Origin of the sequence: Pseudomonas sp. CM25, assembly GCF_013179705.1 — a bacterium.
GTDB lineage: Bacteria > Pseudomonadota > Gammaproteobacteria > Pseudomonadales > Pseudomonadaceae > Aquipseudomonas.
Genome location: NZ_JABMCW010000065.1, coordinates 1 through 21112, shown reverse-complemented (window position 1 = coordinate 21112; position 21112 = coordinate 1). Strand labels below are relative to the sequence as shown.

The 21112-nt window shown below is 65.5% G+C and carries 19 protein-coding genes; all 19 read right to left on the bottom strand.

Going from position 1 to position 21112, the window contains the following annotated elements; genetic code table 11:
* Positions 1-162 precede the first annotated feature (162 nt).
* The gene (locus HP546_RS09900) at positions 163-1014 is read right to left on the bottom strand and encodes a CsgG/HfaB family protein (protein ID WP_172223721.1); all 852 of its coding nucleotides are present in this window, start codon (positions 1012-1014) and stop codon (positions 163-165) included.
* A gap of 34 nt (positions 1015-1048) precedes the next feature.
* Positions 1049-1462, bottom strand: coding sequence for a curli assembly protein CsgF (locus tag HP546_RS09895; RefSeq protein WP_172223717.1), 414 nt, complete (start codon positions 1460-1462; stop codon positions 1049-1051).
* Positions 1459-1854, bottom strand: coding sequence for a curli production assembly/transport protein CsgE (gene csgE, locus HP546_RS09890; RefSeq protein ID WP_172223713.1), 396 nt, complete (start codon positions 1852-1854; stop codon positions 1459-1461). The genes HP546_RS09895 and csgE overlap by 4 nt, the downstream gene beginning before the upstream one ends.
* The gene (locus tag HP546_RS09885; protein ID WP_172223696.1) at positions 1851-2378 is read right to left on the bottom strand and encodes a type II secretion system protein; all 528 of its coding nucleotides are present in this window, start codon (positions 2376-2378) and stop codon (positions 1851-1853) included. The genes csgE and HP546_RS09885 overlap by 4 nt, the downstream gene beginning before the upstream one ends.
* Positions 2353-2727, bottom strand: a complete 375-nt coding sequence (locus HP546_RS09880; protein WP_172223693.1) for a type II secretion system protein — start codon at positions 2725-2727, stop codon at positions 2353-2355. The genes HP546_RS09885 and HP546_RS09880 overlap by 26 nt, the downstream gene beginning before the upstream one ends.
* A 5-nt stretch (positions 2728-2732) precedes the next feature.
* Complete coding sequence (locus HP546_RS09875; protein WP_172223690.1) at positions 2733-3212, bottom strand: type II secretion system protein; 480 nt, start codon at positions 3210-3212, stop codon at positions 2733-2735.
* On the bottom strand, positions 3209-5074 hold the full coding sequence (locus HP546_RS09870; RefSeq protein WP_172223686.1) for a secretin N-terminal domain-containing protein: 1866 nt from the start codon (positions 5072-5074) through the stop codon (positions 3209-3211). The genes HP546_RS09875 and HP546_RS09870 overlap by 4 nt, the downstream gene beginning before the upstream one ends.
* Positions 5071-5580: a hypothetical protein gene (locus HP546_RS09865; RefSeq protein WP_172223683.1), complete on the bottom strand. Its 510-nt coding sequence runs from the start codon at positions 5578-5580 to the stop codon at positions 5071-5073. The genes HP546_RS09870 and HP546_RS09865 overlap by 4 nt, the downstream gene beginning before the upstream one ends.
* Complete coding sequence (gene pilO / locus HP546_RS09860) at positions 5580-6143, bottom strand: type 4a pilus biogenesis protein PilO (protein WP_172223680.1); 564 nt, start codon at positions 6141-6143, stop codon at positions 5580-5582. Before pilO ends, HP546_RS09865 begins: the two co-directional genes overlap by 1 nt.
* Positions 6130-6672, bottom strand: coding sequence for a PilN domain-containing protein (locus tag HP546_RS09855; RefSeq protein ID WP_172223676.1), 543 nt, complete (start codon positions 6670-6672; stop codon positions 6130-6132). The genes pilO and HP546_RS09855 overlap by 14 nt, the downstream gene beginning before the upstream one ends.
* Position 6673: 1 nt before the next feature.
* Positions 6674-7453: a hypothetical protein gene (locus HP546_RS09850; protein WP_172223672.1), complete on the bottom strand. Its 780-nt coding sequence runs from the start codon at positions 7451-7453 to the stop codon at positions 6674-6676.
* On the bottom strand, positions 7437-9242 hold the full coding sequence (locus tag HP546_RS09845; RefSeq protein WP_256678452.1) for a GspE/PulE family protein: 1806 nt from the start codon (positions 9240-9242) through the stop codon (positions 7437-7439). Before HP546_RS09845 ends, HP546_RS09850 begins: the two co-directional genes overlap by 17 nt.
* Before the next feature lie 61 nt (positions 9243-9303).
* Positions 9304-9837, bottom strand: coding sequence for a response regulator (locus tag HP546_RS09840; protein WP_172223668.1), 534 nt, complete (start codon positions 9835-9837; stop codon positions 9304-9306).
* Between the two features lie 248 nt (positions 9838-10085).
* Positions 10086-10727, bottom strand: a complete 642-nt coding sequence (locus HP546_RS09835; RefSeq protein ID WP_172223664.1) for a SurA N-terminal domain-containing protein — start codon at positions 10725-10727, stop codon at positions 10086-10088.
* Between the two features lie 12 nt (positions 10728-10739).
* Entirely contained in the window at positions 10740-12251 is a 1512-nt protein-coding gene (locus tag HP546_RS09830) for an ABC transporter substrate-binding protein (protein ID WP_256678451.1), read from the bottom strand.
* A gap of 83 nt (positions 12252-12334) precedes the next feature.
* Complete coding sequence (locus HP546_RS09825; protein WP_172223660.1) at positions 12335-13000, bottom strand: SCO family protein; 666 nt, start codon at positions 12998-13000, stop codon at positions 12335-12337.
* Positions 12997-13653, bottom strand: coding sequence for an SCO family protein (locus HP546_RS09820; protein WP_172223656.1), 657 nt, complete (start codon positions 13651-13653; stop codon positions 12997-12999). The genes HP546_RS09825 and HP546_RS09820 overlap by 4 nt, the downstream gene beginning before the upstream one ends.
* Positions 13650-15626 carry a cytochrome D1 domain-containing protein gene (locus HP546_RS09815; RefSeq protein ID WP_172223652.1) on the bottom strand — a complete coding sequence of 659 codons (1977 nt, stop codon included), beginning with the start codon at positions 15624-15626 and terminating at the stop codon, positions 13650-13652. Before HP546_RS09815 ends, HP546_RS09820 begins: the two co-directional genes overlap by 4 nt.
* Before the next feature lie 17 nt (positions 15627-15643).
* On the bottom strand, positions 15644-21112 hold a 5469-nt coding region (mnxG, locus tag HP546_RS09810; protein WP_172223649.1), incomplete at its 5' end, for a manganese-oxidizing multicopper oxidase MnxG.

Here is a 21112-nt window from a genome sequence, read left to right as displayed (position 1 = left end):
TGGAAAAGTGCGATGAATCAATTTGCGATTCTGTACGGAGATCGGTTCATCAGGCCAACCTGGTGAAATCAAGGCCTGCCGGGCGGCAGGCCGTTACCGGCCCGCACACAAAAAACCTGACACTCCCCGCGGGCATGCCCGCGAAGAGGCCATCAAACCCATTCACTGCTGCTGATTCTGACTCAAGAACTTGTCCACCGTAGCCTTCCCCGCCCCCGCATCCCCCGCCACCTGCCACAACCGCCGTTCAATCCCCTGCGCCAGCAAATGCCCCACTGCCGACTCAATCGCCGACAGCACGCAGAGCTGCGCCGGTTCGTTGGTGGTGTACCCCACCTCAGCCTCCAGCAACTTCTTGAACTCGATGAACTTGAACACCCCGGCACTGCGCCCGACCGAGTAGATGGTCTTGCTGGTCATCACGTTGGCCAGCACCTGCCCGGTACGCACGTCCACCGCCCGCAGGTTTACGGTTACCTGGTCCACCCGATATTCGCGGGAGATGTCGATCCCCAGGTAACGCGCACCCTCGCCGCCACTGCGCACGTTGGTGTCATAGGCGATGATGCCGCCTTCGAGCATCAGGTTGGCAGCCTGCAGCGGGGGCAGTTCGCCCATGATGTTTTCCGCTACATCAGGCTTTTTCTGCGAAGCACGGATGATCTTGCGTTCGGTCAGCAGGTTCTGCAGGCCCTCACGCTCCAGCACCACGAACCAGCCGCTGGCGCTCAGGGCATCCATCAGCATGCTCGCCGCGCCCTGGGTGACGCTGGTGGAGAACGAACTGGCCGGGGTTGGCTTGTACTGGCCGGTCTGGTCGCGGAAACCGTACACCACCGCCATCAGCCGGCCTTTGGGGCGTGGCATGTTGATCAGGTCATAGTAGGTGGAGGCGCGCGGGGTCAGGGTCGGGGTTTCCGAGTCCTGTTCGGCCGACATGGGTTCGCGCAGGCTGCAACCACTTTGCAGGCCCAGGGCGGTGAGGATCAGCAGCGTGCTCAGCAGACGTTTCATGGTGTTCTCTCCCCAACATAAAAGCCCTTCCCTCTCAGGGGTTCAGGCCGCTGACCTCAATGATCGAAGTTTCTCCCGTGGCGCGATCGGTGACCTTGATGCTCAAGGCCCCGGAATCGTCGATGACGTCGATCAGAAATGCATCGGTCGCCATGCTGCCGGTGTTGCCGTTACTGATGTTGTCCAGCAACTGCGACAACATCCGCGACTCCAGCTGGTTACTGAAACGTTCCAGGGCCGTGGTACCGGTAAAGGCCGAAGCACGGTCCTTGAGGTCGGGGTCGTCGTAGTCGTTCTGCGCCTGGGCGTTGTTCAGCAGCCAGGTGCCATTCAACGGGTTGCCGCCAAAGGACGGGTTGACCGGCGTGTACACCAGCTCGGTGGCCTGGGCAGCACAGGCGCTGGCCAGCAGGCAGGCGGCGATGCAACGTGAAATACGGTGGTTCATAGCTCGTCCCTCTCCAAGTCGGTGGTGTCCTGCAGCAGACGTTGCAGCTTGCGTTGAATGATTTGCTGCTTGACCAGGTCGGCGGCTGCAACGGCCTCGTCTTTGAGCTCGGTGGTGTTCGGGGGCAGGAAGCGGCGGTACATCACTTCACGTTCGAACTCCACGGTGACCAGGCTGCCCCAGCGGGCATCCGGGCGTTCGCGCACCACCAGGTTGAAGTCCAGGCGACTGGTGGCGCGCAGGCGGTCGGCGAAGTAGTAGTAAAAGTCGTGGCCGATGTGCGAGATGGTGTTGTCGACGATAAAGCCCTGCATCTCGTCCTCCACCCCGGCCTTGGCCGACGTGTTCAGCACCAGCAGCAGGCCCAGGCACAGCGCAGCCAGGCGGTTCATGGCGTGTCTCCCGGGCCGCTGTGGGTCTGTACGCCGCCGGCGCTTTCGGTAAACGCCTGCTCGGCGACGAACTGCCAGTCGCTGTAGTGCTCCAGGCCTTCGAAACCGCTCCACTCGGCGCCAAAGCCACTGCGCTTGAACGGGGTGTCGTCCGAGCGGCTGTGCACGCCGGTGATGCGGCCGTCGATCGAGCGCAGCAGGCCCCACTCGTCGCTGTTGCTGATCGGGTCGGGGTATAACCGGCGAATGTGCCGCCTGGCCTGCGGAAAGCGGTTGTCCTGCAGCAGGTCGGCCAGGTCCTGCGGGTATTGGGCCAACCCCGGCGAGGCGCGGTAGTAGCTGCGCAGGGCCTGGGCGTACTGGCTGCCCACCCACAGCAGCTGGCGTTCGCGGTCGCGCTGGGCGGCACTGGCCCAGATCGTGCCGGTGGCGGCCAGGGCGATGGTGCTGACTGCAATCAACAGCAGCACGCCCAGGTAGGTGAAGCCGGCATTGGCCTTACCATTCAGCGAAGAGGCTGCCATCACGCGCCCTCCCTGTAGCACCGCTCTTGATATCGGCCACGCCGCCGGCCACGCCCTCTGGCGGTGGCACCAGCTGCCAGGCATCGCTGCGCTCGGTAATCGGGTCGACCGGGGTGTTGCGCAGGTAACGCAGTTCCACCAGTTGCTCCAGCGAGTCGGGGTAGTGGCCGGTGTCGCCGTAGAAGTGATCCAGCGATTCGCGCAGCACTGCCAGGCTCTGGCGCAAGGTGGCCTCGCGAGAGCTTTCCAGGCTGTTGAAGTAGCGCGGCATGGCGATAGTCAGCAGCGTGGCGATGATCGCCATCACTACCAGCAGTTCGATCAGGGTGAAGCCTTTGCTGCGTTTCATGGCTGTCACCATTGCCCGTAAGGGATGCTGTTGAGGCCTTTGCCACGGGCCTTGGAATACACGTCGAACACATCCTCGCCTTCGCGCGGGCTGTCCGGGCTGCTGTCGTAGGCACGCAAGCCCCAGCCGCCGGCGTCGTCATCCTTGGCCGCCACCAGCGGGTCATGCGGGATACGCCGCAGAAAGTAGAACTTGGCGCCTTTGGCACTGCGTACATCCCGTACCCCGTCGACCAGCACCTGCAGGTTCGGCGGGTAGCCGCTGGCATCCAGGCGCTTCTCGATGTAGCCGGCGTCGAAGGCGCGCTTGTAGGCATCGATGGCATCGCGGATCTGGTACAGCGCCTCGCGCAGCTGCTGCTCCTTGCCGCGGCGCACCACGGTTTCGGTCAGCGGCGCTGCCATGCTGGCCAGCAGCCCGAGCAGCGCCAGGGTCAGCACCACCTCGATCAGGCTGAAGCCGTGCATGGCGCGTTGCCGTTTCATGGCCGTGGGCTCGCGGTTACCGGTACTACGGCCATCTGGCTTTCCACTACCGGTGCATCACTGGTTGGCGCGTTGCCAGGGACATCCACCGGTGGCAGCGGCGCCATCTGGCGGACTTGCATGGCCGACTCGGTGCCGGTGGAGAACTCCATGTCCGACGGGCTCTGGTACGGCAGGTTGCGCACGATGCGCGGGGTGATCGCCAGCACCAGCTCGCTCTTGCTCATGTCGTCCTTGTTGCTGCCGAACAGCCGGCCCAGGCCGGGGATGTCGCCGAGGCCGGGGATCTTGTTGCCGCTGGCGTTGTGGTCGTTGCGCACCAGACCGGCCAGCACCTGGGTTTCGCCATCATGCAGGCGCAGGCTGGTCTGGGCGTTGCGGGTGTCGACCTGGACCGGAATGGTGCCCTGGCGGGTGGCTTCCAGCGGGGTGGCGTTGCTCACTTCAAGCGCGATCTTGATCGCCACTTCGTTGTTCAGGTGCACGGTGGGCTGCACCTCAAGCTTCAGGCCGACGTCCAGGTAGGTGACGCTTTCGGTAATCACCGGGCCCTGGGTGGACGGCACCGAGGTGGCGCTGATGATCGGCACCCGCTGGCCAATGTGGATGCGCGCCTGCTCGCGGTTGCTGACGCGGATCACCGGGCTGGCCAGGGTATTGATGTCCTTGTCCGAGGCGTTGATCTTGGCCTGCGGCGCCGGCGAGATGCTGATGCGGCTGGAGTCGATACCGCGCAGCTGGTCGAGTACACTCACCGACTTGCCCTCGGAGTTGAGCACGCCGAAAGTGTTGGGCCATTGCAGGCCCAGGTCGAGGATGCGCGAGGTGGCCACCTCCATCACTTCCACTTCCAGCACCACCTCGGGGTTGGACTGGTCCTGCGACTGCAGCAGTTTCTCGGCCATCCGCACGGCATCGGGGGTGTCGCGCATGGTCAGGGTGTTGAGGCGCTCGTCGACGAACACGTCGCGGGTCTTGAGCATGGTCTTGACCATGTTCAGCGCGGTGTTGGCGTCGATGCTGGTCAGGTAGAAGGTGCGCATGACCAGTTCCTGGTAGTCCTTGGACTTCTGCGGCGAGTCGGGATACACCATCAGGGTGTTGTCGTTGACGATCTTCTGGCGCAGCTGGTTCTGCTCCAGCAGCAGCGCCACGGCGTCTTCGATGCGCACGTCACGGACGAAGATGGTGGCCTTCATGTCCGGGCGCATGTCCTTGTCGAAGATGAAGTTGATGCCGGCAACCTGCGACAGCACCTCGAAGATGGTCTTCAGGTTGGCATCGCGAAACTCCAGGGTCACCGGCCGCTCCAGCTTGCTGCGCAGTTGCGGGAACGGCTGCGCGGTGCGCGCCTGGACGTTCTCGATGTCGGTGCGCAGGGCGATGCCCTTCTGGTTTTGCGGGTCCAGGCGCAGCACTTCGCGCATGTAGCGCTCGGCGCCGAACAGGTCGCCCTGGCGCAGCGCTGCCTGGCCCAGGGCCACGCGCTCGTCGAGGGTGCGGATCAGCTCCAGCTGCCGGATGCCTTCCTGGGCGCGGCGGTTGTTCGGCTCCAGGGTCAGCACCCGGCCGTAGCCCATGCGGGCGTTGGCGAAGTCGTGGCGGATGCGGTCGCTGTCGGCCTGGGTGATCAGTGCCTCGATGGCGGCCTGGCGGCTGTGGGCCAGGGCGATGTTCAGTTCGGTGTCGCGCGGGTCATCGCGCAGCGCTTCTTCCAGGCGGGCGATGCCGGCCTCGTACTGGCCCTCCTTCATCAACTGGTCGCTGTCCTCGCGTACCGCACTGGAGCCGCAGCCGGCAATGGCCACGCACAGCGCCACAAGCAGGAACGGAGCAGGCTTGCACAGCTTCGATGACTTCATGGTGCGCTCCCGACAGACAAGGTCTGCGACTGGTGCAAAGGCAGGTAGACCAGGCTCAGCTCGCTGGCTGAGACCCGATCGAGGCGGTAGGTGTCTTCGATCACGTCGCCCTGGCGCACGACGTAGAGTTTTTCGCCGCTCTGCAGGAATATCTGCAAGTCGTCGCGTTCACCCATGCGGCCGATGAACTGGAACGGCAGCTCAGGGGCGGTGGGCGCTGCGGCTACGACAGGCGCGGCGACCACGGGTTGTTCGGTGACGGTGGCCAGGGCTTGGGGCTTGGTCCATTTCTGGGTTGGGAACAGATCTCGGGAGGCCTGTTCCGGCCCTTTCGCGGCTGAAGCCGCTCCCACAGGGTCTGTGGCTGTTGCTGATACCGTGGGAGCGGGTTTACCCGCGAAGGCCGCGACGCCATCGTCCTGCCCAAACCAGTGCCCCGGCGCCCAGGCTAACGCTGCACTTACGCCGATGAAACCGGCCCAGATGACTGCACGTTGTGTGTTCATCACGACCTCGACAGGTAGAGGGTCATGCGCAGCCGGGCGTTGAGCTCGCTGTCGCCGATGCGTTTGCGTTGCAGTTCCAGGTCTTCCAGCACCAGCGTTGGCAGATGCCCCAGCAACCCCTTGAGGAAGCCGCGAATCTGCGGGTAGCTGCCACGTACCGGCAGCACGATCTGGTAGCGCGCCAGCTGGGTCTTGGGGTCGATGCCCAGGGCGTACTCACCACGCGCCAGGCTGATGTGCTCGGCGCTGGCCAGGTGGTACAGGCGCTCGATCAGCTCGCTGGCCTGGGGCTGCCCCGGCAATTGCTGGCGCAGGCTGTCGAGCGCCTGTTGCTCGGGTTTGACGGCGATCTTCAGCTCGCCGCGCTTGACCCGCCCGACCTGCACGCTGGCATCCGCTTCGCTGGCACGCAGCTCCCGCACGCTCTGCCACTGTGGCAGCACACCGGCAGCGGCCACGCCCAGGGCCAGCAGGCCCGCAGCGACTGCCGCCAGGCCGACCGGACCGACGCGGCGCAGGCGCTCCTGGACAATCAGGCTGTTCAGCGATTCAAGGGCGCGCATGGCCAGTCTCCCAGGTAGCGGTAAGGGTGAAGCGCACCGGGTGCTCGGGCTGCGCGGCCAGTACTTCATGGTTGAGCAGCGACACATCGCTAAGCTCGGCACTGGCCTCCAGGCGCTGGTGGTACTGCAGCATCGCCTCCAGGTTGCGAGCCTCTGCGCTGATGCGGACCTGGCCTTTGCGGGCGTCCGGGGTCAGGCCGAGCAAGGCGACATCGTCCTGCGGCAGGCTTTCGAGCATGGCGAACAGTTGCTGCCAGGGCCGTTGCAACTGCTGCGAGACACTGCGCATCTGCGCCAGGCGCTCGGCCTGTTCGCGGCTGGCAGCGGTGCTTTGTGGCGCGACGGTGGCGGGCCGCCGGCCCAGTTGCAGCTCCAGGCTGTGCACGCTGGCTTCCAGGTCGACCTGCTCGGCCTGCAGGCTGTATTGCAGCAGCACCAGCGCAGCCACTGCGGCGCCCGTCAGTGCCAGCAGCGTCCAGGCCAGCGGGCCGCTGCGCCGGGGTTGGAATTCCAGGTCGAGGCGGCGCATGTCAGGCCACCGCCCGCCACATGGCGCACAGCGGGTCGGTTTCGCTGGCCGGCTGGCACAGCTGCACCGCCGCCAGTTGCGGCACGTCGCCCCGGCCCGGGGCATGCAGGTAGACCCGTGGCAGGTGCTCGCCGTACAGCTCGCAGGTGCGCTCGATCAGCGCTTGCAGGGCCTGGTCGCTGTCGGCGCAGCCTTGCGCCAGCACTTGCTGCCAGGCGCCTCCGGCCGCCAGCAGCAGTACACTGCGGCGTGGCTCGGCCAGCACGAACAGGAAATCGCCCTGCTCCAGCTGCGCCGAGCAGCGGTTGTAGGCGGCCATCAGGTACGGCTGTACCGAGCGCAGGTTCAGGCGGCTTTCCCGGGCCAGCGCCTGCAGCCGTTGCAGCAGGGCTTCGGGCAACGCGGTGGCAATGCGCGCAGCACCGGCAGGTTCCGGCGACAGCACGATGCGCCAGTCGTCCAGCGGCTGCCCGTACAGGTTTTCGAAGCAGGCCCGGGCGTAGGCGTCGAGCTCGCGCGGGTGGCCGATGGCATCGCTCCAGGGCACCAGGCAGAAGCGGCTGTAACGCGCCGACAGCAGCACCCGCAGTTGCGCACCGCGTGCGGCATGCTCGGCCAGCAGCGCGGCCAGCGCATCGACGGCAGCTTCCCAGGCCGGTTGCGCGGCGTCGCAGGTGAACGCGCGGCTGCCCAGCCATTGATGGTGGTTGTTGTGCCAGCGACCCAGGCCGACACCTTCAGCGCCGAGCACGGCGCAGAATCGATCAGATGAATGTGACACGGTTGATCTCCTCAAGGGTGGTGCGGCCATCGCGGACCAGGTCCAGGGCCGAGGCCCGCAGCAGGCGCAAACCACGCTGGCAGGCGAGTGTCTTGATCTGCGCCAGCGGGCGGCGCTCGACGATCATCTGCCGCAGGTCGTCGTCCAGGTGCAGCAGTTCGGCGATGGCGCTGCGGCCGCGGTAGCCACTGCCGCGGCACTGGCCGCAGCCCTGCGCCCGCACGAAGCGCCAGCCGGCCACGCCCTCGCGGGTCAGGCCCGAGCCATACAGGGTGTCGTCATCCACCTCGCAAGGTGTGGCGCAGTGCGCGCAGGCCAGGCGAATCAGTCGCTGCGCCAGCACGGCATTGAGTGCGGAAACGAAGCTGTAGGGGTCGACCTGCATCTGGCTGAAGCGGCCGATCACGTCGAACACGTTGTTGGCGTGAATGGTGGTGAACACCAGGTGGCCGGTGAGCGCCGATTGCACGGCGATCTGCGCGGTGTCCGGGTCGCGGATTTCGCCGACCAGGATCTTGTCCGGGTCGTGACGCAGGATCGAGCGCAGGCCGCGGGCGAAGGTCAGGCCCTTCTTCTCGTTGACCGGGATCTGCAGCACACCCGGCAGTTGATATTCGACCGGGTCTTCGATGGTGATGATCTTGTCCACGCCGTGGTTGATCTCGCTGATCATGGCGTACAGGGTGGTGGTCTTGCCGCTGCCGGTAGGGCCGGTGACCAGAATCATGCCGTAGGGTTCGGCGGCCAGCCGGCGCAGGGCGCGCAGGGTCTCGTCGGCAAAACCCAGGGCCTGCAGCTGCACACCGCTGACCCGGTCGGACAGATCCTGTTTGTCGAGTACCCGCAGCACGGCGTCTTCGCCAAAGATGCTGGGCATGATCGATACACGAAAGTCGATTTGCCGATCGCCCACGGCCACCTTGAAGCGGCCGTCCTGGGGCACGCGTTTTTCGCCGATGTCCAGCTCGGCCATGACCTTGATACGTGAGATGACCTGGTCGGCGAAGGCGCTGCCGCTGGCCTTGCCGGCACCGTTGAGCACGCCGTCGATGCGGTATTTGATGGTCAGGCCCTGGCCGGTCATGCCCAGGTGGATGTCGCTGGCGTGCAGCTTCAGGGCGTCGTACAGGGTGGAGTTGACCAGCTTGACCACGCGGCTCTGGTCCTCGCTGATGCTGGCCAGCGACAGGCGTTGCAGCGGGTCGCTTTCGCTGCTGGTTTCGGGGTCATGGTCGAGCGCATCGACGGCGTGGAAGCTTTCTTCGTGGCGGGCCAGGAAGGTGGCCAGCTCGGCCGCATGCGCCAGGTACAGCGGTGCGCCTTGCAGCACGTCGTCGATCCAGGCCAGGCGGGCCGGGTCGAAGGGGTCGGCGAACACGCCCAGCAGCTGGCCGTCCTGCTCGATCAGCACGAACTCGCGCTTCAGGCATACGGCCAGGCTGACTCTGTCGAAGCGTGGGTTGCTGTGCAGCAGGGTGTGGCTGTCCAGCACCGGGTAGTGCAGGGTCAGGCCCAGGCGGCGGGTGAAGGTGTCGGGGGTGTCGCAGGCCAGGCGTTCAAGGCAGTTGAGCAGGCGTTCATCACTGGCTTGGAGCCGGGCCTGGGTCAGCAGGTCGCGGGGGTATGCCTGAAACTGTTTTGCCTGTGCCGGCCCTATCGCCGGCAAGCCAGCTCCCACAAAATCCCCATTGACTTCAGGAGTGCACGAACCCTGTGGGAGCGGGTTTATCCGCGAAGAGGCCAGCGCAGGCTGTAGAACTTTCGGGGATGCATCGAATGCGTCTGACATGGCCTGCGACTCCGCTCAGGGGGCGCGTCGCAGGCTGGCTCAGCCAAGGGTGCGGGCGCCGCTATTCCCCTGTGAGCAGTTGATCGTCGTCGGGCCCTGGCGGCTTGGCGCCATTACGGCGGCGGTCGGCCAAAACCCAGCTTCCATCGTACAACTGCAAGGGGAACGATTCGTTCCTGGTCTGGCGTCGTTCGACGAACCCGTCTGCCGGGTTGTCCGTGGCCCTGCGCCGGCGCTCGATGCCCATCAGGTCGAAGATCGGACGTGCCAGTTCCATCAACGGGAACGGCTTGAACAGGACATGACTCACACCCAGTTCGGCGGCCCGCTCACGCACCTCGGCGGTGGGGTGTGCGGTAATCAGCACGAAGTGGCATTGCCTGTTCTTGCGTACGGCCTCCAGAACCTGAAAACCCTCCATATCGGGCAAGCGGTAATCCAGCACAACTACTTGCGGTGCCAGGCGTTCAGCCTGTTCGATACCACTGGCACCGTCATGGGCAACATGAACTTCCAGGCCTTGCGCCTGCAGGTACGCTTGCAGGTTCTGCGCAAGGGTCTGTTCGTCATCGACTACCAATACTCTGTTCACCAAGGTCGACTCCCTAGAACTGCCCGGTTACCCGGTCTGCGAAGTGCGCCCTTGTACAAGCTTGAGCAGGCTTCGTGCCAGGCGTGAATAGTCATGTTGCACCGTTGTAACGCGTTGATTTGCAAAGGGTAGCCGCGACCACCCAGACGGCGGCAGGCAACAGTACCCACCCGGTTCCCCACAAGCGGGGCAACTGATGGCACTTTGCCAAACCTTTATTCCCCAGCATTGGGGACTCGCCAGCAGGGCCTTCAGTCGGCGATTTCCACTGTAGCCGACTGGCGCAAACGTTGGCGCACGGATTGGCGAGCTTGCCCCTGTCTTTGAGCGATGAGCGTAGCCCTGGCCAACTCCAGGCCCTGTTCGCGTATGACCAAGGGGTTATCACTTTGGTTCTGCGCTCCTTGCAGTCTTTCTCGATTGGCATCATAGAATGCCTCCACTTCGGCCGGGCTCGGCGCGTCGACTGCGCTGAGCCGGGCATACACCTGCTGGGCCGCCATCTCGTGCCGGGTGTAGTCAGTGTACTGTGCCCTGTCGAAGCCTGCCTCTGCCAGCCGCTGTGCAAAGATTGCCGGGCTGCCGAACGCGATTTCAACCTCACCAACATGCGCCGACACCTGCTCGTCGCTGATGGCGATGCCCTGGCGTTGCGCCTCCTGCCACAGCAGCTCTTTGTCGATCAGCTCATCCAGGGCCTGTTCGCGCAGGCGTTTGTACAGGTTCGGGTTACGGATGCTGGTTAGCGCACGGCCCTGGGCGACCAGGTACTCGCTGAAATAGCGCTCCAGGCGCGTCAGCCCGATTTCCACGCCATTGACCCGCGCCGCCGGCACATCAGCCCAGCTCGCCTTGGCCAGCACCAGCAACAGGCACAACAACAGAATACGCATGGCAACCTCCGCTCAAGGGCTGTCCGGCACCGGCCGGTACGGGCTGACCGAGGTGAAACGCGGCCCGGGCAGGGCCACCGCCACCACATGGGCACCGGCCATGCCCTGGCGGCGCCCGGGGCCGAACCCCAGGGCCGGAGTCAGGCCGGTGGAAACATCGTGCAGGCCCTCCAGCGCGGCAATCAGCTGCTCGCGGCTGGCATCCCGGCCAATCTGCTTCAGCGCTTCGCTCAACAGGCGCAGGGCGCACAGCGTGTTCACCTGCAGCGATGGCTGGCGCGGGTCGAGGCCCTGGCGCTGCTGCAACCCGGCGAGGCTCGCCAGGCCCTGCTCGGTCCAGTCTTCGGGCACGTACGGATAGGCCAGGAACACCCGTTGCGACCACTGCTCGGGCAAGCGCGCCACGCCACCCGCCACTTGGCTTGAAGCGGCAAACAGGTATGGCTGGCGGCCTGCCGCCTGCAACGCTGCGGCCAGTTCGGCAAAGGCCTGGGCGCGGCCAAGGAAGAGGATGCCCTGCCCGTCCACGGCCTGGCCGTCGAAGGCCTGTACCGCAGGTGGCGCCCAGCCCTGTTGCAGCAGGCTGTTGCGCACCTGCTCGGCCAACCCCGCCTGCTCGTTGCCGGCGTACACCACGCGCAGGTCGCCGGGCGCCAGGCCCAGCGCGTCACGGGCATGGCCTGCCAGGCTAAGCAGTTGCACGGGCAAGCCGGGCAGCGGGTCGAAGATCTGGGCGCTGCCACCGCTGCGCGGGGTACTGCCGATCAACGGCACATTCTGCGGCGCCAGCAGGGTTGCCAAGCGCTGGTCGAGCATGGGCACCAACGGCGAGACCAGGGCAAACACCCGCTGCTGTTCCAGCAACTTCTGCAACGCCCGCTCGGCGCTGTCCGGCTGGTAGCCCGGGTCGAGCACCACCAGTTCCAGGCGCCGCCCATGGATACCGCCTTGCTGGTTGAGTTGTGCCAGGCCGTCTTCCAGCACGGCCCGTACGACCTGCCCGGCTTCGGCCAGCGGGCCGGTCGCGGGCAGCAATGTGCCGATGCGCAGCACGCCCTCGTCCACGCCAGGGTCGCGCTCCTGAGCCAGGCGTTTGAGGTAGGCGGTGAGGTTGCGCTGGTCGGCCAGGGTCAGTTCGAAGCGGGGCATGGCCGGGTCCAGGCGGTTGCCGGCCGGGTCCACACCCTGCTGAATGGCCCGGGCCAGGCTGCTGTCGCTGTAGGCTGGGTAGCTGCGGCCATTGGCCTCGCGCACGCCCTGGCCGAGTGCCAAGCGTTGCCAGTCGAGGTTTGGCGGGCGCACGCCGCTTTCGGCGCGGCCACGGCCGTCGTTGCCGTGGCAGCTGGCGCAGGGCAGCACACTGGCGGGTACAGTCATGTCGCTGGCACCGACCCGGGCCTGCAGTTGCGCATCGCTGCTGGAGATGCCCTCGCGGTAGAGGCGTTTGCCGGCTTGTTCCTGGTCGGTGAGGTCAAGGGCCAGGGCCGAAGTGCCAAGTGACAGGCTGGCAAGCAGAACCAGCATTGGGCTGATGGCTCTTTTATCCTGCGCTTGCCGGCGACGAGGCCGGCAGCACCAGCACAAGACCGCCCAGGTCTTCATGCTGCTCACCGACCAGCCAAGGGTTGGGTCAGCAGTTGCATGCGCTGGGCAATCGCCGCGGGTGGTGCATCCGGGCGGATCTTGCTCCAGCGCTTGCCAGCCACGTCACCGGCAATCAGCTGTGTCGAATGCTGCTCGGGGCTGGGCAGGAACTGGCCGATGCGTCCCAGCACCAGGTCGACATTGGCCTTGTCGCCCGTGAGGAACAACCAGTTGGCGCTGTCCACGCCCTGCTTTTCAGCAAAGGCCTTGAGCGCTTGCGGGGTGTCGTTGAGCGGGTCGCTGCTGATCGACACGAAGGTCACCTGGCTGGCCAGCTGCGGCCCCATGGCCTCGCGCACTTCGCGTAGCTTGCGGATAATCAGCGGGCAGGCGTCGGTGCAGTGGGTGAAGATCACGTTGAGCATCACCACCTTGTCCTTCAGCACATCACTGTAGAAGCGCAGCTCGCGGCCGTTCTGGTCCTTGAGCACGGTGTCGGTGAACCAGGTCTGGGCGTCGCGGGTACCTCCACCACTGGTCATCGCCTGCGGTGCCGGCTGCGGCTCGGGGGCCTGCGGGGCATGGCCTTCGTGGGCGAACGCGACCGACGCCAGTATCCACAGGCAGCCGCCCAGTACCAGCCAGTCAAAACTGCGCATGCCGGCGCGGCAGGAACTTGACTGGCTCATGGTTGCACCTCGTGATGGTCGGCAATGGCTGTGCTTTTGGCATGTACCCGGCGGGCGCTGAGGCGGTTGATTTCTTCGATCAACACCGTCGGGTCGGTGAAGCCGTAGTAACGCGTCCAATGCCCGCTGCGCCCGTCACCGACCAGGATCAGCGGCGGGTGCTGGCTGAGGTCGGCGCTGAAGCTGCCCAGGCCCTTGAGGGTTTCGGTGATGGCGTAGGGGGTGCCGGTCAGCCAACTCCAGCCCGGCCCCTTCTGGAAGGCCTTGGCGTAGTCTTGCAGGCGCTTGGCGTCATCGCGCTGCGGGTCGACGCTGATCGATACCATGTGGATCTCTTCACCTACCCGGCCACCCAGCTGCTGCTGGACCTTGCCCATGATCGACGACACCACCGGGCACACCGTGGTGCAGCTGGTGTAGATGAAGCCCATGACCACCAGGTGATCACCGACCAGGTCCTTTTCCAGGCGTATCGGCATGCCGTCCTGGTTCAGCAGCGACACGTCGGCAAAGCGCACGCTGGTCTTTTCCTGATGCGCCGCCGGCGGCTGCGCGGTGTGGCCATCATGGTCGTGGCCGGCGTGGGCCAGCGCCAGGTTGCTGGCAAGCGCCAGGCTCAGGGCCAACAGTTTGAACGAATGCTGGGTGTTCATCGCACACTCCTCACGTCAGTCTGGGAAGCGTTGATCGCGGCGGCCGGCAGTATGCGCAGGCTGGTGTAGTTGTCTTCGGCAAACTTGCGCCCCAGCGACGGCGACTGCACGTGCAGGTACCAGGCGCCGGCTTCGGGCAGGGTCAGCGCCGCCTGGTAGATGCCCTCGCCCACTTCCTGCAGCTGCAGGTTGCGTGGCATCGAGGTGGGCGCCAGGAAGTAGCGCAGGCTCAGGTCGTTCAGCCCCAGGCGTGGCTGGCCGTCGTCGCCGACGATGCGCACCCTGGCGGTAAAGTTGCTGTGCTGCGGCAACGGCCGGTCAAGGCCGATGAACTCGGCATGCGCGCCCTTGCGCTTGCCGGCGTTGGGCGCAGCCGCCACATAAGTGCTGAAGCAGTGGATGATCTGCGGCTGGTTGAGCAGGAAGGCCACGTCGAACTTGCCGGCCGCCGGCATCTTCACCGTCGAGCCATACACACCCGGCGCCACCTCGCGCAGGCTGCGGTTGACGACGATGGCGGCGCGGGCCTGGTGGCCGCGGTTGTTGTAGCCGGACATCGGGGCGTTCATGCCCTCGGCGTAAAAGTAGGTGGTGTTGTCTACCGGGTTCACCACGAACACCGAATTGTCGTCACGCGATACCGACAGCCCTTGCGCCAGCGGCAGGTCGCCAGCCTGGCGCGGCGCTGCCGGGCCGGCCTCGAAGCCCTGCACGATGGGCGAGCGCCCTTCACCCAGGCTGGACAGGTTGATCATGCTCACCTTCGGCGAGGCCAGGCCGCGCACGTAGGCATAGCCCTTGGTGAAGGTCAGCTGGTACGGTTCGGCCGCTACCGGGATATGGTGGATCAGCTTGTCGGTACTGGCATCGATCACCAGGGCCTGGTTCTCCAGGGTATTGAGCACGATGCCGTAGCGGCCATCGCTGCTGAAGCGCATCGGGCCCAGGCCCTGCTCGGCCTTGACCGTGTGGCGCAGCTGGTGGCTGCGGGCGTCGAACACCCGCACGCTGCCTTCCTCCCCGTCGACCACGTACACGGCCTGGGACAAGGCCGAGTAGCTGACCGACAGCGGGTGCGGGCCGACCTTGATGGTCTTCGCCAGGCGCATTTCCGGGATGTCGATGATGCTCAGGGTGCCACTGTCGCGGTTGCTGACATAGGCGTAGCGCGAGTCGCTGCTGAAGGCGATTTCGTGGTGCCCGGTGCCGGTGTTGAAGCTTTTCAGGGTGGTACGCCCCGGCACATCGATTACCGTTACCCCGCCCTTGGCCGGGTCGCTGCTGTTGTTGCCCACCCACAGCCGGTGCTGGTCCGGCTGCAAGGCCACGCGCAATGGCTGGTCACCGGCGTCCAGGTCGGCGACCCGGGTGAAGGTTTCGGTGTCGATCACCGACACTTTGCCGCGCTCGGGGATGGACACGAACACCTGCTTGTCATCGCTGGTGGCCACCCAGTCCATGGGTGACCCGGACAGTTCGATGCGTGCCATGGTGCTGGTCACGCCCCCCACCGATACCGTCGGGTCGATCACCGTCAGGCTGGCATCCTTGTTCAGCATCAACAGGAAGTAGCTGTTCAGGTCGAGCAGCGGCCGGGCGCCGATGCTGCTTTTCAGAAACAGCGCCACACGGGCTTTGCAGCTCTGGTCGCGTTCGCCCAGCGGGGCTGATTGCGCCGGGTCGATCCACGCCCCGGGGGCCATCCCCGACAGCGGTTGGCCGCTGGTCTGGTCGCTGACCTTGAAGCGGATGCTGGCGAAGCTGCCCTCCTGCAGCTCGCCGCCAGCCAGTGGCCGGGCCTCGAACTCCACGGTCACGCCGTCCCGGCTGAGCCGGTGCAGGGCTTGCGGGTCGGCAGGTTCCTGCAACAGCTCACGTGGGTCGCACCAGAGCTTTTCATACGCCACGCCCAGGCCGATCAACGCTACCCCCAATACTACCCCCAAGTAAGCGGGGCGAGTCTTCTTGTTCATGCTCGCGCTCCCTTCCGTCACTGCGCCTGGGCCGTTGCCGCCGGCGCTTCATTGGTCACCCGCAAGATCCCCCACAGCCCCGAGAGGTTGCCGTAGGCGGCGTAGTCGCGGAACAGGTAATCGCCTGGCACCGCGTTGGCCCCGCCAGCGCTCGGCAGCATGAAGCTGAAGTGCGCCGCCGGCAGTACGCTTTCCTGCGCGCCGATGTACATGGCCATCGGGTTGTAGCCGAAGCGCACCGAGCCGATGCCGGGCAGGTTGGTCGGGTAGCCGTCGGTATCGTTCTTCTCCGCCTGGTAGTTGTGCAGTGGCCACAGGTGCCCGTCCAGCTGGTAGGTGATACCGCGGCTGCCACCGCTGGGCATCAGCACATGGCTGCGTACCGGCTGGCCAGGCTTGGCGTACAGCACCGGGGTTTGCGGGTCGCCGCCAACCAGGGCATTGCTGTAGGCCATGTGGGCGTTGGGTACGTCTGCCAGGCCGAAGCCATCGGCATGGCCGAACGGGGCATCTGGCGCCAGGCCGAAGCGCAGCCACAGCGGCTCGGTCTTGTAGTTCATGGCCATGTTGCCGTTGTCCTTCGGATCCCCCGGCACGCCGTTGCCTTCGGTGGCGATGCCCTCGACCGGCCGGCCATCGGCCCAGCGCATGTTCATCGAGCGCTGCCACACCGTGACCAGGTCGCGGTAGTCGGGCTGGCCAGTGACCTTGACCGTGGCCTGCGCGCGGCTGGCGGCGTCCTCGGTCCAGGTCGCGGTCTGCGGCAAGATGCTCATGCCCCCTACCAGGCCCTTTTGTGGCTGCTTGATGAAGTCCGACGGGGTCAGGTTCAGGCCGCCGAACTCGATCGCCGTGGTGTTGATGATGTCCACCGTGCGGCCCAGTTGCAGGGTTGGTTTGCCTTCACGCTCCAGGTGACCGGCGTAATACTGGTACACCCGGCTTGGGTAGGCGCCACTGTTGCCCGCCCGTGGTGGCACGGTCTGCACCGGGTTGGCGCCGACGTTGGCACCGTCCGACTTGGTGATGTCGTAGGCCAGCAACTGCGCATGCAGGCCGACGTGGCTGGACGGCCGCATCAGGTTGTTGTTGAAGGCTGTGGAGCCTTCGCTGTCGAAGCGGTCACGCTTGACCACGTTCTGCATCACCGCGGTGCTGGGCAGGTCTGGCATCACCTGTGGCAGGCGGTTTTCCAGGGTAATGCTGATGCAGTCACCGGCGTTGGCGCGCAGCACCAGCGGCTCTACCGGTACCCCCGCCTTGAGCTTGCCGCTGACCGGGTCCAGGTCGGCCTTGCGCACATACAGCACGGCGGTCGGGTCGTGCAGCGGCGCGCTGTGGCCGCCTACGGTGAAGGTGGTGCCGTCTTCCTCGTCGACCACCGTCACCAGCGGGATGCTGGTCTTGCGGCTGTTGAACACCAGGGTGCCGCCATTGGCCTTGAGCGGGCCGCCGACGTGCTGGCCGACACCGGCCGGGTCGTTGATGCTGACAGCGTTGCGGTTCTCGAGGATGTCGTTGGCCAGCGCGGCGACGATCTCGTAGCTGCGCTTGACCGTGGTCCGCGAGCCGATGCCGTTGGGGTTGGCCGTGGTTTTCGGGCAGATGCCGTCAAAGTTCACGGTGTTGCGCATGGCCACCGGTTGCGGGTTGTTCGGCAGCGGGAACAGATCCGGGCGCTGCGCTGTGTAGTTGCGCATCACCCCCCAGATACCGTTCCAGTAGCCTTCCAGGGCGGCGTCCATCGCGTACAGGTAATCGCCGTTGGTGGCCGCAGAACTGGAGATCATCGACACCGGCGCCATGAAGCCCATCTGCTCGGAAATCCCGATCATCTGCGAGGCTTTCCAGCCCGAGTTCGAGCTGTTGCCGAAGCCCGAGCCGTTCTGCAGCCACTTCACACCGTGCAGGGTGACGTTGTGCTCCTCTTCATGGCCACCGGCGTGCAGCCGCAGGCGCACGTTATCGCCGGAGTAGGTACGCAGCATGGGCGTGAACGGGTCGCCCGGCTCGCTGCCGGCCTTGTTGATGTGCGGTGGGAACAGCGTGGTCCCGCCGGTAGGGCCGACCGCCGAGGTGATCGCCGAGGGGGCCAGGTTCATGGCCGGGATCGCCCGGTCGGTACGGCTCTGCAAGGCGTAGCTGAGGTCGCCGGCCAGGCCGTCTGCCTGCATGCCGCGCTTGCCGTCGGGGCCGACCTTGTTCGGGTCGAACACCCGCAGGGCCAGCGGCTCGTTGCGGTAGTTGACGACGAACATGCCTGGGTCATCCACCGAGATGGCCTGCGGGCACGGCCGGCTTGGGCAGCCTGGGCTCAGACCGCCGCGCGACTCGACCACCGATTCCAGCAGGTTGGACGCCTTCTGCCGCACGGGCGGGTTGATGGCGTAGCGGAAGCTGTCGGCGGTAGGCGGGTACGCCTGGCCGTTGGGCACGCCATCGGGGCCGGCACCCACGTACACGCCAGCCTCGTAGGCATGCTGGAAGTCGCTGTATTCGAGGAAGAACTCGCGGTAGCTGTCGTTCTTGCCATCGCCATCATGGTCGCCGGTCTGTACCACCGCCTGCCACGAGGTCGGCCCGCCATCCTGGCGCGTGGCCGGGTTGTAGAGCTTCTCGCCGGTTTCGGCGTGGAACCAGGTGGAACCGGCCGGCTCGGCCAGCACGGTGGCGTACAGGCCAAGCTGCTGGTGGGTCGATGGGCCGAGGTGGTCGTGGGTGAAGATGGTGCCCAGGCCCCGGTCGACGTTGTGCACGTTGATCAGGGGGTCGGCGAACCAGCGCTGCATGGCCGTGCGCGCACCCAGCCAGTCGGCCCGGCCGAAGCGGCCGAAGTACGGGTGCTGTTTGGCTTTCGGGCAGGCGGCGGTGCCATCGCGGCTGTCGCCTTCGGTGCAGCTGTTGTAGGCACGGATGGCTTGCACCCGCTCGACCACGCTGCCGGGCGAGAGGATGCCGTCTTCGTAGTTCCAGCCGTTGGCCGAACCGTCGGCAGCCGTCAGGTCCCACTTGGGCAGGTGGATATGCTGGCCGATCACGTCGGTTGGCGTACGCACCTGATAGTCGTCCATTTCATAGACCGACGGGATCAGGTTGGTGTGGGTGTACATGGTGCAGTCGAAGGTGTTCATGCGCATCACCAGCGGCTCTGGTGGGCGCTGTTTGGTGATGATCGGCCAGGCGTCTTCCCACAGCGCCAGGATGCGCGCCTGCGGGAAGTGGTAGCCGACCTTGTTGTACACCGCGTCGAACTGGATGTTGGCGCCTTTGTAGATGCGTGGGCGGTCGGCGGTGAAGGTGGACGCGCCACGGAAGCTCATGCCCGTCAGGCTTTCACCACTGGCGAATTCGCCGGTGCCCGAGGACTGGGTCAGGCGCTTGCCACGGTCGTCCATGCACGGCTCATAGAAAGGCGCACCGGCCGTTGGCAGCGCACCGTTGGTACGGAACGCCTTGGCCACCGGCTGGCTGCCGGGTATCAATGCATAACTGGCGTGCTCGGTCTTGGCGTGGAACTGCATGGCAGCCTGCTCTACGTCAGTACCTTCTTCAGGCATGTAGATCGGCTTGGCTTTGTACACCACCTTGGAGAAGTCCAGCTTGGTGGTAGTGGTCTGGGCTTCGCCGCCTGCCGATACGCCGTCCAGCGCATGCCGGCCCAGCCCGCCGTCCCAGCCATCGACCTGGTTCGGGTCGAGGTTCGCCCACAGCGCCTTGCCGGTGTTTTTCAACTGTTCTGCCAGCGCCGGGTCGAGCATGTCCAGCGGCGGGGTTGGCGGACGGTTGCCGACGCTGCTTTCCATGCCACCGATCCAGAACGGATAGCCAGGATTTTTCAGGCTGCCATCGGCATTGCGGTTGGCGTCGCTGCGGTCGACCAGGGCCAGCGAGCCGATGGCTTTGCGCACGGGCGCTTCGCTGGCGTGGTCGTCATCACCTTCGTGTTCGCCTTCGTCATCATCGTCGTCGCCATGAGCCGCGACCAGTTCCTCGGAGAGCTTGGGCACCACCACCACCTTGCCAGGCATCGGCGCCATGGCCTTGCCGGGCAGCGGCACAATAGCGGGGATTGGCGTACCGGCGACGATTTCGCCGTCCGGCAGCGCCCTTGCCCCCACCGCTGGCTTGCCACTGCGCAGTGCAAACGGCGCGGTGTGGAAGCCGTTCTGGCCCTGCCCGCTTACCTCCAGGCGAGTGCCTTCCTCGAACACATCGTGTACCCGCCACATGGCCCACATGCCCTGGGCGAAATGCGGGTAGAAATGGCAGTGGTAGATGGCATCACCCGCCACGCGGTTGCGGTTACCCGAGCCGCCGTTGGCGATTTCATAGGTGTAGCCGATGCCCGGCCCGATGCCTTGGGCATCGATGTAGTCGGAATTGTCATCGTTGGGGTTGAACAGCCACTGGTGCCCATGCAAATGGAAGATGTGCTGCTCGTGGCCGTTGTGGGTATTGCGGAACTTGGTGAAGTCACCAATGTAGCTGTGATGGACGTTGGCGGGCTCGGCCGGGTACAGCGCCATGCCAGCCTTGACCCCGACGGCGCTGGCCGGTGGTATTTCGCCAGGGCGAATATTTTCCAGGCCGACGTTGGCCGGTACGTCGACCAGCGTGCCGATGTCGCCCACGGTATGCGCACTGAGGAAGAACTCTTCGTAGGCGCACGACAGACAATCATGCATCGGCCCTACACCGAGGCGGTTGGCCACCACCTCGGCGCCCATGCCGCCAGAGCCGTAGTTGATCATGAACGAGTCGCGCGTAGGCTCCAGCACATGGCCCATCACCGGGTCAGCCCAGTAGCCTGGGAATGCCTGTGTGGCAGCCACTTCATCCGCGAACTGAGAGGCAAAATCACGGAAGGCTTCCAAGCGGTTAGGCAGTGCCGGGTTGCGCTTGTTGATGCTTTCCAGCGGGTAGGTAGAGCGCGGGAAGCTGCCATCGGGGTTGGGGCCCATGACGATGGCATCGGTCTCGCTGTTGAGGATTTCATTGCCATCGACCATGGCAATGATCGGCTTGCCGGCCTTGCCTTCGCTGACCCAGGGTTCGGCCTGCGGGTAACGCGCCTGGTAGTCGATCACGGGTTGGCCGGTGGCCGTGCGCCCGGTGGTGGCCAGGCGCATTTCTTCCTCGGTCAGCGTGTTGCGGTAGGTGCGGCCGCCTTTTGGCACCACCACCACCTGGCCGAACAGGCCATTGGCAACGTTACCGGCACCACCCTGCCCACCAAAGGTAGCGCCCTGGCTGGTTGCAGCGAAGGCGCCTTCACGTTCGGCGTAGAGGGTATAGCTGCGGGTGTTGCCCGGGGATACCAGGAAGTTGCCGTTGCGGCCGGTGTTGGCAGCGATGTCAGCGATGCTGTTGACGGCTTGCATGCCGTTGACCTGGAAGCCGACATGGCGGTCGGTCACTTGTTCGTCAGCCACGAAGTGCTCACCGCCTTGGTTGTCGACTTCGTTTTCCGGCCCTTCCTCCTCTTC